At 37.0% G+C, this 13,013-nt stretch carries 10 protein-coding genes and 1 tRNA gene; 1 reads left to right on the forward strand and 10 read right to left on the reverse strand.

All coding sequences use genetic code 11. The features are described 5' to 3' along the window. Positions 1–38: 38 nt before the first annotated feature. The 4 genes from aspS to QOX03_RS06200 all read right to left on the reverse strand — a co-directional run bounded on the left by aspS (position 39) and on the right by QOX03_RS06200 (position 4,756). Positions 39–1,790, reverse strand: a complete 1,752-nt coding sequence (aspS, locus tag QOX03_RS06185; protein WP_283670457.1) for an aspartate--tRNA ligase — start codon at positions 1,788–1,790, stop codon at positions 39–41. A gap of 92 nt (positions 1,791–1,882) precedes the next feature. Next, positions 1,883–2,530, reverse strand: coding sequence for a peptide-methionine (S)-S-oxide reductase MsrA (gene msrA / locus QOX03_RS06190; protein ID WP_434800598.1), 648 nt, complete (start codon positions 2,528–2,530; stop codon positions 1,883–1,885). 129 nt (positions 2,531–2,659) lie between these two features. Beyond that, complete coding sequence (tpx, locus tag QOX03_RS06195; protein ID WP_283670459.1) at positions 2,660–3,154, reverse strand: thiol peroxidase; 495 nt, start codon at positions 3,152–3,154, stop codon at positions 2,660–2,662. A gap of 57 nt (positions 3,155–3,211) precedes the next feature. Beyond that, positions 3,212–4,756 (reverse strand): sulfatase family protein, encoded by a 1,545-nt coding sequence (locus QOX03_RS06200; protein ID WP_283670460.1) that lies wholly within the window; start codon positions 4,754–4,756, stop codon positions 3,212–3,214. A gap of 68 nt (positions 4,757–4,824) precedes the next feature. Between QOX03_RS06200 and QOX03_RS06205 the strand changes: the two genes are divergently transcribed. Further along, positions 4,825–6,012, forward strand: a complete 1,188-nt coding sequence (locus QOX03_RS06205; RefSeq protein ID WP_283670461.1) for an anaerobic sulfatase maturase — start codon at positions 4,825–4,827, stop codon at positions 6,010–6,012. 297 nt (positions 6,013–6,309) lie between these two features. On the opposite strand, the gene QOX03_RS06210 is transcribed toward QOX03_RS06205, so the two are convergent. The 6 genes from QOX03_RS06210 to QOX03_RS06235 form a co-directional block, all read right to left on the reverse strand. After that, the gene (locus QOX03_RS06210) at positions 6,310–7,374 is read right to left on the reverse strand and encodes an FISUMP domain-containing protein (protein WP_283670462.1); all 1,065 of its coding nucleotides are present in this window, start codon (positions 7,372–7,374) and stop codon (positions 6,310–6,312) included. Positions 7,375–7,782: 408 nt separating this feature from the next. Further along, positions 7,783–10,233 carry a glycoside hydrolase family 95 protein gene (locus QOX03_RS06215; RefSeq protein ID WP_283670463.1) on the reverse strand — a complete coding sequence of 817 codons (2,451 nt, stop codon included), beginning with the start codon at positions 10,231–10,233 and terminating at the stop codon, positions 7,783–7,785. 34 nt (positions 10,234–10,267) lie between these two features. Continuing rightward, complete coding sequence (locus QOX03_RS06220) at positions 10,268–10,411, reverse strand: hypothetical protein (RefSeq protein WP_283670464.1); 144 nt, start codon at positions 10,409–10,411, stop codon at positions 10,268–10,270. Between the two features lie 175 nt (positions 10,412–10,586). Then, positions 10,587–10,661 (reverse strand) — tRNA-Pro (locus QOX03_RS06225). A 333-nt stretch (positions 10,662–10,994) separates the two neighbouring features. Next, on the reverse strand, positions 10,995–12,311 hold the full coding sequence (locus tag QOX03_RS06230) for a dicarboxylate/amino acid:cation symporter (RefSeq protein ID WP_283670465.1): 1,317 nt from the start codon (positions 12,309–12,311) through the stop codon (positions 10,995–10,997). After that, complete coding sequence (locus QOX03_RS06235; RefSeq protein WP_283670466.1) at positions 12,312–12,959, reverse strand: nitroreductase family protein; 648 nt, start codon at positions 12,957–12,959, stop codon at positions 12,312–12,314. It abuts the gene before it with no gap. Between the last annotated feature and the right edge of the window lie 54 nt (positions 12,960–13,013).

Below are 13,013 nucleotides of genomic sequence, written 5' to 3' on the forward strand. Positions count from 1 at the left end.
GAATTTTTCTAAGCTTTATTTTTTTAAGCCTTTAAAAATTATTTTTCTTCTATTTTCAAGTTCAATTCTTCTAGCTGCTCTTCTGCAATCTTTGCTGGCGCATCAATCATCACATCTCTACCTGCATTATTTTTCGGAAACGCAATGTAATCCCGTATGGTCTCTGCTCCGTCCAAAATCGCTACTAGTCGGTCAAATCCAAAAGCAATCCCGCCGTGCGGAGGCGCACCAAATTCAAAGGCGTTCATCAAAAAGCCAAACTGTGCTTTTGCTTCTTCTTCTGTGAAACCTAGAATTTCAAACATTTTAGATTGAATTTCTTTATTATAAATACGGATTGAGCCTCCACCAATTTCATTCCCGTTCAGCACCAAATCATAGGCATTGGCACGGACTTCTTTGGGATTTTCTTCTAGTAAATTCAAATCTTCTGGTTTAGGCGCCGTGAAGGGATGATGCATGGCATAGTAGCGTTGTGTTTCTTCATCCCACTCAAGCAAAGGGAAATCAACCACCCACAGTGGGGCAAATTCTTCTGGATTTCTCAGGTTGAGACGTTTTGCCATTTCCATACGCAGTTCACTCAGTTGCTTTCGTGTTTTGTTAGCAGGCCCAGCCATCACCAATAGTAAATCTCCTGGCTGAGCTCCCATCGCATCTGCCCAAGCCTTTAAATCCTCAGGCGAATAAAATTTATCTACTGATGATTTCATGCTCCCGTCGATATTGTATTTTACCCACACCAAGCCCAGTGCGCCGACTTGCGGTTTCTTCACCCAATCAATCAATTGGTCTATTTCTTTTCTCGTATATCCTGCACAGCTAGGTGCCGCGATACCCACGATTAATTCTTGCGAATCAAAAACTTGAAAGCCTTTACCTTGTGCCAACGCATTCAGCTCGGTAAATTCCATGCCAAAGCGAATATCAGGTTTATCATTCCCGTATTTTTTCATCGCTTCAGCGTAAGTTATTCTCGGGAAATCACCTATCTCTACTCCTTTTATATCTTGAAGTAATTTTTTTAGTAAATCTTCAAAAATATTTAGAATATCTTCTTGCTCCACAAAAGCCATTTCACAATCGATTTGCGTGAATTCTGGCTGTCTATCAGCTCTTAAATCTTCATCTCTGAAGCATTTCACAATCTGAAAATAGCGTTCTAAACCACCTACCATGAGCAATTGCTTAAAAGTTTGTGGCGACTGAGGCAAGGCATAGAATTGCCCTGGGTTCATACGCGATGGCACGACAAAGTCACGAGCTCCTTCAGGTGTAGACTTGATAAGGACTGGTGTTTCTACTTCTACAAAATCCTGCTGGCTCAGAATTTCTCTAACTTTTTGCGCGACTTGGCTTCTGAAAATCAATTTATTTTTCACTGGATTTCGGCGAATGTCTAAGTAGCGATACTTCATTCGTAGCTCCTCTCCTCCATCTGTTTCATCTTCTATGGTAAAAGGGGGTAATTTTGAAGGATTTAAAATCGCTATATTCTCAACCAAAATCTCAATTTCACCTGTTGGGATATTGGGATTTTTTGCCTCTCTTTCTATTACAATCCCCGTTACGCTTATCACAAATTCTCTACCCAATCGGCGAACTTTCTCTAGCAATTCGGGGGCAGATTTTTCTTCTTCTAAAACCAATTGCGTAATGCCGTAGCGATCTCGCAAGTCAATCCAAATTATAAATCCTTTATCTCGTATGGTTTGTACCCAGCCACTTAGTTTCACTTTTTTGCCTGCGTCACTTAGCCGAAGCTCTCCGTTATTGTGTGTTCTATACATTATTTACCTTTGAATGAATGGCAAAAATACTATTTTCATTTTTGAAAGCTAAATTTTTGGTAAAGGGATTTTTTTAAGGCTTAAAAAATTTTTTATTGAAATTCTGGTTTTAGCCAATCATGAAATTTCTGATGAAATTTTTTGATTTTAGGAGCAATTACAGCACCACAATACGGGTTTTCAGGATTGTTAACAAAATAGTCGGAATGATAGTCTTCTGCTGGGTAAAAATTATCATTCAAAGGGACTATTTCTGTCACATATTTAGCAGAGTAGTCACCTCTTTCTTCACTTTGAGCCATCGATTTTTCTGCAATTTCCTTTTGTTCATCGTTATGATAAAATATTGCTGAGCGGTATTGCGTGCCAACATCATTCCCTTGGCGATTGAGCGTCGTCGGGTCATGCAAAACCCAAAAAACATCTAGCAATTGCGCATATGAAATCTCCGACGGATTATAGCGAATCTGTACTACTTCTGCATGTCCTGTTTCACCAGTGCATACTTGCTTGTATGTTGGGTTTTTCACGCTCCCCCCAGCATAGCCTGATTGTACTTCCACGACTCCTTTTAGCTCATCAAAAGCAGCTTCAATACACCAAAAGCAACCTCCTGCTAATGTGGCTATTTCATGATTTTTTTTTGAATTATCCATGTTTATTTTTGTTTTTTTCGTTTGAGATTGGCAAGAATATAAAGTCAAAAATCCCAAAATTACCAAAAGAATTAATTTTCTCATTTCAGTTTATTTATAAATATTGTACCAAGAAAACTTTTTGTTTGTTAATTCTTCGTTAATTTTTTTAAGGCTTAAAAAAAAGCGACTTTTTTAAGTCGCTTTTTTCTCATTATTTTTAATTTCACCTCTTTACAAATAGCTTAAAGCTTCATCATAATTTGGCTCATCGGTAATTTCTTTTACTTGCTCATTATAAACGATTTTGCCGTTTTCATCCGTTACAATTACGGCTCTACTCAGCAGACCTTGCATTGGCCCATCTACAATTTCACAACCGTAAACATCACCAAAATCGCTATTGAAATCACTCAGCATCAAAACATTGTCTAAGCCTTCCGCCGCACAAAATCTCTTTTGTGCAAATGGTAAATCTTTTGAAATGCAAAGCACCAACGTATTTTCTTTATTTCCTGCCGATTCGTTAAATTTTCTTACTGATTGAGCACAAACTCCAGTATCAACCGACGGGAAAATATTGAAAACTAACTTCTTCCCGTTGAAATCTGAAATTTTTTTTCTTTCTAAATCGGTGTTAATCAATTCCACGTCCTTTACTTGAGAGTCTTTTTCTGGTAAACTCCCACTCGTATTGATTTTATTTCCTTTCAATGTAATCTCTGCCATAAATTTTAATTTTATTATTTAATTTATACTTGTAGCAAAAACCATTCTTTTTTTACATTATTTAGAATATTTTTTAAATTCTTGATCTTCAAAAAGCACATTCAAAGCATCAAAATCCTCATATTCCTGAATTTCTTTTTTCAGCAATTTCATCATTTCTTTTTTCACTTCTTGGTATTTTGGTGCATCAAAAATATTGTCCATTTCTTGCGGATCTTTTTCTAAATCAAAAAGTTCCCAGTTTTCAACTCTTTTGTAATAGCGAATCAGTTTATATCTTTTATTATTCACTCCAAAATGCGGCGAAACGGCATGTTCTCCATTTTCATAATAATGATAATATAATTCATTTTGAGTTTCAGCATTTGGATTTTTCAGAATCGGTAGCATTGACACTCCCTGAATATCTCGAGGAATTTTCACGTCTGCCAATTCTAGTAATGTTGGGGCAATGTCAATATTCATCACAAAAGAATTTGAAGATGATTTTGCGGGCACTATTTTGGGGTATTTGATGAGTAACGGCGTACGGTAAGACTCTTCATACATCCATCGCTTATCAAACCAACCATGTTCTCCTAAGTAAAAACCTTGGTCTGAAGTATAAATCACGATTGTGTTTTCATCTAAGCCATTTTTTTCTAAATAATCTAAAGTTCTACCAATATTTCTATCTAATGAAACCGCTGTTGATAAATAATCATTCATATATCTTTTATACTTCCATTCAGCTAATTTTTCTCCTTTAAGCTTACTTTTTTCTAATTTTTTCTGAATCGGCTTATAGTAATTTTCAAAAGCTTTCCGCTGCTCTTCGTTCATCCGCTTAAAATTATTATCTACCCGAAAGTCGTCGCCCAGCATCTTCAAATCATAGCCCATTCGCATATCTTTTGCTATAGACATTTCTTGCAGAGCTGCTGCTTTTCGGCTTCTGTAATCGTCATAAAAAGTTTCAGGAATACTGAATTTCACTTTGTCAAAAGCTCCAATGTCCTGCAAATCAGGCATCCACGTTCGGTGTGTGTTTTTATGCCCTATGACTAAGCAGAAGGGTTTTTCTGCATCTCTCTCATCTAGCCATTTTTCTGCCGCATCTTCTACTAAATTGGCTACATAGCCTTCTTCTCTTATTTTTCCTTTTCCTTTTTCGATGAAATCTGGGTTGTAATAATAACCTTGCCCGATGAGTATTTTATAAAAATCAAAACCCTTAGGGTCGTAGCCTAAATGGTATTTGCCAATCCAGGCTGTTTGGTATCCGTTTTCTTGCAATAAATTTACAAATTGCTGCTGATTACTATTGTATGATGAATTTTCATTGTCTTTGTAGCCATTTTTATGGCTCATTTTCCCCGTTAACAGACTAGCACGGCTCGGGCCACAGATGGAATTATTTACGTAAGATTTATGAAAAATCATTCCTCCCTCTGCCAAGCGGTCGATATTGGGCGTATCGATATAACGATGATTTTTATTGTAAGCGCTAATGGCTTGGTATGCATGGTCATCTGAAATAATGATGACGATATTTGGCTTTTTATTTTGTGAATATGCTACCGAAAAAACATAGAGAAAGAAAATAATTACGTACCTTTTCATCGAACAAATTTTTTGTGAAAGTTATTAAATTTGTGAATATAAGAAAAAATTAATTCTAAACGAAAAACATGCACTACAAAAATCCCTTAAGTTTTATTCTCGTAAAACCCAGCGGCCCAGATTGTAATTTAGGTTGCACCTATTGTTTTTACTTAGAAAAAGAAGCTATGTTCCCTGGGGCTAAAAAACATCGTATGAGTGATGAAGTTTTGGAGGAATTAATCAAACAAGGTTTATCCCAGGCTGACGATTACGTGCAATTTACATGGCAAGGCGGCGAACCAACTTTGATGGGGCTGGATTTTTATAAAAAAGTTGTCAAATTACAACAAAAATATGCTAAAAATCAGATGATAGCCAATGCTTTGCAAACCAACGGTGTCCTGATTAACGATGAATGGGCACAATTTCTCGGCAGATGGAATTTTTTAGTTGGTTTAAGTTTGGATGGGCCTCAGCATATTCATGATAAATATCGGTTTACGCAAGGAGGAAAACCTTCTTGGGAAAAGGTGATGGCGGCTCAAAAAAAATTAAGCCATTGGGATGTTGAAATGAATGCGATGTGTTGCGTTACCAATTATTCCGCAGACTTTCCAGATGAGTTATACCATTTCTACAAAAGATTGGGAATGAAATGGATGCAGTTTATCCCGATTGTAGAAACAGATAAAAAAGACCCTAGCAAAGCTGCAGATTTTTCTCTCACTCCCGAAAAATATGGGAAATTTCTCAAAAGAATTTTTGATTTATGGTGGAATGATTTTGAAAATGGAGAACCCACAACGATGGTACGTAATATTGACTCAGTCTTTTATACCTATGTAGACATGCCTTCACCAGAATGTACACTTTTAGAGCAATGTGGTGTCTACCCTACAGTGGAACATAATGGTGATGTTTTTAGTTGTGATTTCTTCGTAGAAGATCATTGGCGCTTGGGTAACATCATGCAAGGTGACCAGTTGATTGAAATGATAAACAGCAGTACCCAAATGAAATTTGGGAAAATGAAAAATATTTTGCCTGAAAAATGCCACACTTGTGAATGGTATAAAAACTGCTATGGCGGCTGCACCAAAGACCGTATAAAAGATATGAGGGATGAAGGGAATCCTCGATTTTGCCAATCTACTATTGATTTCTTAGAACACAGCCATAGCCGATTACAATTTTTAGCACAACGCTGGAAGCAACGTCAACTCCAAAGTCAACAAGATACGGCTGATATTTATAATGCTGATTTTGATTTTTAGAAAAAATAATGAAATTTATGATGGGGATTTATAACAAATATTTTTTTAAAGGCTTAAAAAATTTTCATTGATTGTTTGCCATAAAAAAATCTGCTCGCAATTTACAAACAGATTTATCATTTCTTAAAAGACAAAGATTTTAGACTTACTTTATCAACTTCCTTTTTTAGCCCAATAAATCATTAAAATCTAAATGAACTACGGGTTGATTTATTCTCTTAAAATTTTTAAAGGCTTAGAAAATTTTTCTCTAAGCCTTTAATTTTTAATTGATGATTTTATGATTTTAAATAACGTTTAATTATTCTTAATACAACGCACGCTGTAGCCGGTAGCTGGGTAGATGCTGGTCATACTGCTGCTGTCATTGCTGAAATTCACGTAGTAAGCGTAGAGACTTTGGATACCGTGAGAAGAGCTACTCCAGTAGAACCCGTGAGAACGTTCGTCCTGCAGTGGCAGATCGCCATAGTTACGGAAGCCAGCAGCTGCAAGGTTTGGCAACTTATCCTGTGTAAATATTTGATGAGTAGTCTTAGAGTCAAAAGACAAATCGTTACCCGTTACAGCCTTATAAAATTCCTCCCACTCCTCTAGCATCGGAACATGGTAACCAGACGGGCAAGGGTTATTAACTCCGTTTGGTCTCCACAACAATAAATTTGAATCTGATGCATTTTCACCTCTGTTTAGGTCTACCCATTTAAAGTCTCCAATAATAAAGTTCCCTGCTGAATCGCCTGTGTCTGTCCAAGTATCGGCTAGTTCAGTGGTAGTTTCTGAATCCCTAAACTCATGCCCATCACTCGCTCGCTGCCATTGGTATAATGAACCGTAGGTTTTAGCTTCATTATGGGCATCTGTGCCTATTTTACTAACGGTCGGGTCAAAATCAGGATTATTTATGTCTGCATACGCCGCTCCAAGGTTGAGGGTGAGCCATGTTCTATTGTAACCGCCCTCGCTTACAGTTGTAGCGCAATACACAAAATCATGCTTGCCGTCACCAAAGTGCCTATCAAAAAGTATGTTTTCTGGCGTACATTGCTTGATTTTATTGATGATATCATCTGCTTTGTCTGGATGCTTACTGCGGATATAATTTATTTTCCCTTTATCTACTGTCATATCATATTTGAGGTCTGAGAGACTTGTGCGCTTCACCATTTGGTCTTTTTCATCCCAAATTAAAAGCCAATCGGTCTTTTCTTTCATCTCAACATCTTGTATGCGCAGGTCTCCTCTTTGGTTGTCTTTTGCGCTGATGTCTAGCATGGCTTTTGGCTCTTCTGTGTTAATGCCTACTTGGGCGGTGGCTAAAGCTCCTGGCAATACAACGAAAGAAAATAATAATTTCTTCATTTGTTTTAATTTTTTTGGTTAATATTTTATTGATTTATTCTTTTCTTGATTAAATTTTTGCTGGTTTTTTTTGCTTCTTCTTTTAGAAAGAGCCCCAACCCGTGAGGCTCTTCTTTTTGAAGAAATTACTACTTTCACACAGGTGAAAATAGAAAAACCGCACAAGATTTTCTTGCACGGCTTTGCGGTTCGCTCCCGCGGGGAAGCAATAAATTATTATAAGTTACTGATAATGAGTTGTTTAGCTCATTATTTGTGTGTGTGTGTGTTTACACTTTATTTTGAAACTCACAAATTTCATTTGTTAAAATTTCGTTATTTTTTTGTTAAAACTTTCCGTTGAGATTTCTCTCTTTTCTCAACCTGCCCGCAAATGTATTTTACGTTTTTGAATTATGCAAATTTGTTTTACTTAATCGTATATGTTTTCCCTTTTTCTGCCCAAAAGCTAATAATGGGGTGACTTTCAAAATCTACTTTTACTTTTTCAACTTTTACTTTTTTATCATTTAAATATAGATTCAAGCCTTCAGGAATTTCAACAAAATATTTTTGATTTTCACCTGTTGTGATAGTGGCTGATTTTAATTTAAAATCCTCCCAAGCAAAAGAGGTTTCAGCATTTCCACGGGCTCTCAAACCCATGATTTCACCATTTTCCCAATCGGGCGAATGTGGCAAAGCTGGTAAAAACCGAATACACTCCATCGGGCCATGGCTTTGCAATAGCATTTCTGCAATACCTGCTGTTGCACCAAAATTCCCATCAATCTGAAACGGCGGATGCGCATCAAATAAATTGGCGTAAGAACCGCTGCCACTGCTGTGTTTATTTCCATTTTTAGAATATTCAATCGGGTGCAGTAAATTCTTCAGAAGCACCAAGGCGTGGTCACCATCGCCCATGCGTGCCCAGAAGTTAATCTTCCATGCTTTAGACCAGCCCGTAGCCTCATCGCCACGCATCTCGAGGGTTTTTCTTGCTGCTTTATAAAGCGCTGGCGTTTGGCGATTGATTTCATCAAACGGGTGTAAACCAAACAGATGACTCACGTGCCTGTGGTGCGGGTCTGCGGCGGGCCAATCTTCTAGCCATTCTTGAATACCTCCATCGCTTGGGCTAATTTGGTTGGGTGCTAATCTCTGACTCACTATTGTTAAAGAATCAGCGTAAGCTTGATCTTTACCCAAAATTTTAGAAGATTCTATAACGGCTTGAAAAACATTTCTTGCAATTTGCATATCCATCGTCGGGCCCATTACCGTTTCTCCTCGGTAGCCATTAGGCTGAATGTAAGTATTTTCTGGGGAATTAGAGGGTGCTGTGACCAGCCATTGGTTTTGAGGTTCTTCAATCAAAATATCTTGCAAAAACTGCGCTGCACCTTTGATTACGGGATAATACTGCTCCAAAAGTTCTTTGTTTCGGGTGAAGCGGTAGTTCTCCCAAATATGCGTTGTAAGCCAAGCGCCACCCGTCAAAGAACTGCCCCACGAGGCAAACTCGCCTGGTGCCGTTACAAACCACGGGTTGGTCTTCATATGATTAACCCAGCCACGAGCATTGTAATAGTTTTGAGCTGTTTTTTTACCATTTTCTACCAAATTTTCAGTCAACTGAAAAAGTGGCTGCTCCAATTCAGCTAGATTAGTCACCGCTGCTGGCCAATAATTCATTTGCAGATTGATATTGGTGTGATAATCGCCATTCCATGGAGTAAGATATTCCACGGCCCAAAGTCCTTGTAAATTCGCTGGCAATAGACCAGGACGACTACTGCTAATCAACAGATAACGCCCAAAGTTGAAATAGAGCATCGCTAATGTAGGGTCTTCCTCTCCTGCTGCATACCGCTCTAGGCGTTCTTGCGTGCTTAATTTCCCAAGCAATTTACTTTCTGATTTTGTTTTCCATTGTACCCGATGATAAAGTTGCTGGAATTGCTGTGCAGAATTTTTTAAGGCTTGAGAAAATTTAGTGTTTTTTAGCTTATAAATATCTGTTTTAGCGTTAGCTAAAGGGCTGTAATTTGCTACAACTCCACCATTTTTATAATCATAATCGGTACGCATTGCGATGGCTAAGATAACTTGTGTTGCATTTTCTATTTCTAGCTGATTTTGATTCACTTTAGCCGTTCCGTCGTTTTCCATAATTTGTGCTACAGCCGCAAACTTCATGTATTTTTCTTCTGCACAGCTGAGCTGGCCTGTCATTTGAATCTCTGTAGTATTTGGCACGCTGAGAGATGCATTCTCCTCCCGAGATAAAGCTAAAGAAAAACTCATGGGCTGGGTTCCGCTTAGCTCTACCCAAACGACATCGTTTTGGAAGTCTGTAAAAACTTTTTGTTGAATTTTATTTAAGCCTTTAGAAAATTTTGTTTCGGCTAAAGCTGAATCTAAATTCAATCGGCGGTGATAATTTTTTGCATCCGATGAATCTTTATAACTAATCTTCAGGTCTCCAAAGGTTTGATAGTTTCCGTAGGCATCGAACTCCACTCTCCCATCGGGTAATTTAGATCTTTTGGAAACAAAATGCTTATTAAGAAGCTTCTGTGCTTCTTTATTTTTGCCCTCCAATAGCAGTTTTTGAATAGGTTTTAAATACTGAGAAGCGCCTGGCAAATCTGCATCTTTGGGACAGCCCGACCACAGTGAAATTTCGTTCAAGGCAATTCTATCTTGCTGTGTTCCACCGAAAACCAAGGCTCCAATTCGGCCATTACCCAAGGGTAAAGCTTGCGTGAACTTTTCTGCTGGTGATTTAAAGGTGAGTTCTTGACTGCTTGAGTTTTGAGCTTGTAAAATTCCGAAAAGAAGTATAAAAAGTATGATGTAATTTTGCTTATTCATGTTTATATCTTTTTATTATTTAATTTAATATAATTTAATAAATGAAAAAACGCTCTTGTGACAATTTATAAATTAATTCGCCATAAAGTGTATATGCACAAGCAAACCAAGATCTTGAAAAAACCTGAGCATTGTTCTTGCTGAGCAAATTGGTTTCGATGAAATTTTTACGATTCATGAAATTGTATTCAACCACTACAATTTACAAATTTTTATTGAAATTCAATTAATTTGGTAAGCGATAAATTGTGAATAACTGCTGAATCTTGATTGCTGAATTTTTATAGGTGGTTTAATTCCGTGTTTTTTCACTAATTTTTAATTTAAATAACAGTTCGTTATTTATCAAAAAGTCGGGATGACTGGATTCGAACCAGCGACCTCGCGCCCCCCAGACGCGCACTCTAACCGAACTGAGCTACATCCCGTGAAAAAGTGAGGGCAAATTTACACTTTTTTTAATTTTTTAGCAAAAATCTATCGTTTAGCTCTAAATTGCCTTTCTTGAAAAGAATTAAGCATTTGGTATTCATTAAATTACGTGCTTTTTTTGATTTCCAATTTAGCTTTGCATCGATTCTCGGTATTCGTTATTTAAAAATTTTTTAAGGCTTTAAAAATTTAGGACAAAATTAGTTAATAAAAAATTGATTCTGCACTTAAATCAGAATTATAAAAATATGATTTCGTTATTTCAAAAACTTGATGGAATTTTAAGGGGTTATAATGATTTTTTCCATTTTGAATTCGAGAGATGTTTTCTACCGATAAGTTTTTTTTAATCTTTTCTCTATCGGCGGATGCAACAAGCCAACTGATTTCCCTACGACTGTCGCCACAACAGCATCTCCAGTTACATTCACAACGGTGCGGCACATATCTAACGGGCGATCAACGGCAAAAATCAATGCTAAACCAACTGCCAGCCTATCGGAGGGGAATCCTATAGATTCTAAAACAATCACTAGCATCACCATTCCTGCTCCTGGCACTGCTGCTGAACCGATGGATGCTAAAAGTGCTGTGAAAACGATGGTCAATTGCTGCGTCAAATCTAATGGAAACTTCAATGCTTGTGCTATAAAAACGGCGGCAACTGCTTGGTAAAGACTTGTCCCGTCCATATTTATGGTAGCTCCTACTGGCAGTACAAAACTACTTACCTCTTCATCTACGCCCACGTATTCATTGACACGTTCCATGGTGACGGGTAAAGTTGCTGCACTGGAACTGGTGGAAAAAGCTAATAGCTGTGCTGGTGCAATTTTGGGTACAAAACTAAATGGACTCCTTTTGGTAACGATGTATAAAATTAAAAGATAAACAGCTACCATCAAAATTAAGCCTAAAATGACTGTAAGCGTATAAAAAAGTAATTTCTCTAAAATTTCAGGATTATCAGCTGAAACAACTACGTTCGCCAAAAGTGCAAAAACAGCAAAAGGTGCCGTCAACATAATAACATCTACCATCTTTAGAATCACTTCATTCAAAGAATCAAAAAAAATCTTGAGCGGCTTGGCTTTTTCTTCTGAAATTAAAAGTAAACAAATTCCCAAAAAAATTGCGAAAAAAATGACTTGCAACATCGAGCCATTATCACTCATCGCAGCAAAAATATTATCAGGCACTATATCTACAACAAAGTCCAACGGGCCTGACTCTTTCTGATGATGTGCTTCTGAAATCTTCCCTGAAATCTCACTATTATCGGTATACGTAGAAACCAACTGATTTATAGTTGCTTGCGGTAAACCTTTACCTGGCTCAATCAAGTTGACCAATCCTAAACCAACGGATATAGCTATGATTGTTGTAAAAATATACATGCCAATCGTACGGAACCCAATGTTTTTGAACTTCGAAATATCTTTTAAATCAGAAATTCCTTTGACTAAACTTGCCAAAATCAGCGGAATAGCAATCAATTTTAGTAAATTAATGAAAATAGTCCCTACAGGAGCCACCCAGTCAGACACAAAATCTTTGCCCCCAGACCATAAAGTTATTAAATAGCCAAAAACGACTCCCGATGCCATTCCCAGCAATATCTGCCAGTGCAATTCTAATTTTCTCATTTAATTTAATTCAATTAACATTTTATCTAAAGGGATTCGTACTTTTTTCTCATGCAAAAGAAAATCCTTTTCTGTCCGAATTCCCACAGGAAGCAACAATACAGAGCGTAAATTTTTCTTTTCTAAATTTAAAATTTCATCTAAATCATGTTTTTTAAAACCCTCCATCGGGCACGAATCAATTTGCATCAAAGCACATGCTGTAAGCAAAGTCCCCAAGACGATATAAATTTGCTTATCAACCCAATGTTGCAATTCATTTGAATTTTTTAAGCCTTTTAAAAATTTTATACACGTCTGCTCATAATCCTGCAAATCACCTTTTTGCAAACCTCGCTCCTCCTCCATCAATTGAATCATTTCTTTCACAAAATCTTCATCCAAATCAGTCCTAGCAGCTAAAACAATCAAATCACTACAGGTTGAAATTTGCTTTTGATAAAACGTAGCATTTCCCAAATCTTTTAAATTTCTTGGATTTTTAATCCATAACACACGAAACGGCTGCAAGCCCATAGATGTGGCAGTGAGATTAGCCATTTTCATCAATTGATAAATTTTTTCTTCAGCAATCTTTTGCTCCGAATCAAATTGTTTTGCAGCGTAACGCCAGTGCAAAGCATTTTTTATACATTCGTGATTTAGCATAAGTGTAAAATTAATATTTTTGAAGCTTTAAAAAAAGTGAAAAATTTATACTTT

It is taken from the genome of Candidatus Ornithobacterium hominis (assembly GCF_951229915.1).
Classification (GTDB): Bacteria; Bacteroidota; Bacteroidia; order Flavobacteriales; family Weeksellaceae; genus Ornithobacterium; species Ornithobacterium hominis.

Excerpts from the sequence above, each read along its gene's own strand:
- aspS (WP_283670457.1), bottom strand. The coding sequence starts at position 1,790 with ATGTATAGAACACACAATAACGGAGAGCTTCGGCTAAGTGACGCAGGC.
- msrA (WP_434800598.1), bottom strand. The coding sequence starts at position 2,530 with ATGAGAAAATTAATTCTTTTGGTAATTTTGGGATTTTTGACTTTATAT.
- tpx (WP_283670459.1), bottom strand. The coding sequence starts at position 3,154 with ATGGCAGAGATTACATTGAAAGGAAATAAAATCAATACGAGTGGGAGT.
- QOX03_RS06200 (WP_283670460.1), bottom strand. The coding sequence starts at position 4,756 with ATGAAAAGGTACGTAATTATTTTCTTTCTCTATGTTTTTTCGGTAGCA.
- QOX03_RS06205 (WP_283670461.1), top strand. The coding sequence starts at position 4,825 with ATGCACTACAAAAATCCCTTAAGTTTTATTCTCGTAAAACCCAGCGGC.
- QOX03_RS06210 (WP_283670462.1), bottom strand. The coding sequence starts at position 7,374 with ATGAAGAAATTATTATTTTCTTTCGTTGTATTGCCAGGAGCTTTAGCC.
- QOX03_RS06215 (WP_283670463.1), bottom strand. The coding sequence starts at position 10,233 with ATGAATAAGCAAAATTACATCATACTTTTTATACTTCTTTTCGGAATT.
- QOX03_RS06220 (WP_283670464.1), bottom strand. The coding sequence starts at position 10,411 with ATGAATCGTAAAAATTTCATCGAAACCAATTTGCTCAGCAAGAACAAT.
- QOX03_RS06230 (WP_283670465.1), bottom strand. The coding sequence starts at position 12,311 with ATGAGAAAATTAGAATTGCACTGGCAGATATTGCTGGGAATGGCATCG.
- QOX03_RS06235 (WP_283670466.1), bottom strand. The coding sequence starts at position 12,959 with ATGCTAAATCACGAATGTATAAAAAATGCTTTGCACTGGCGTTACGCT.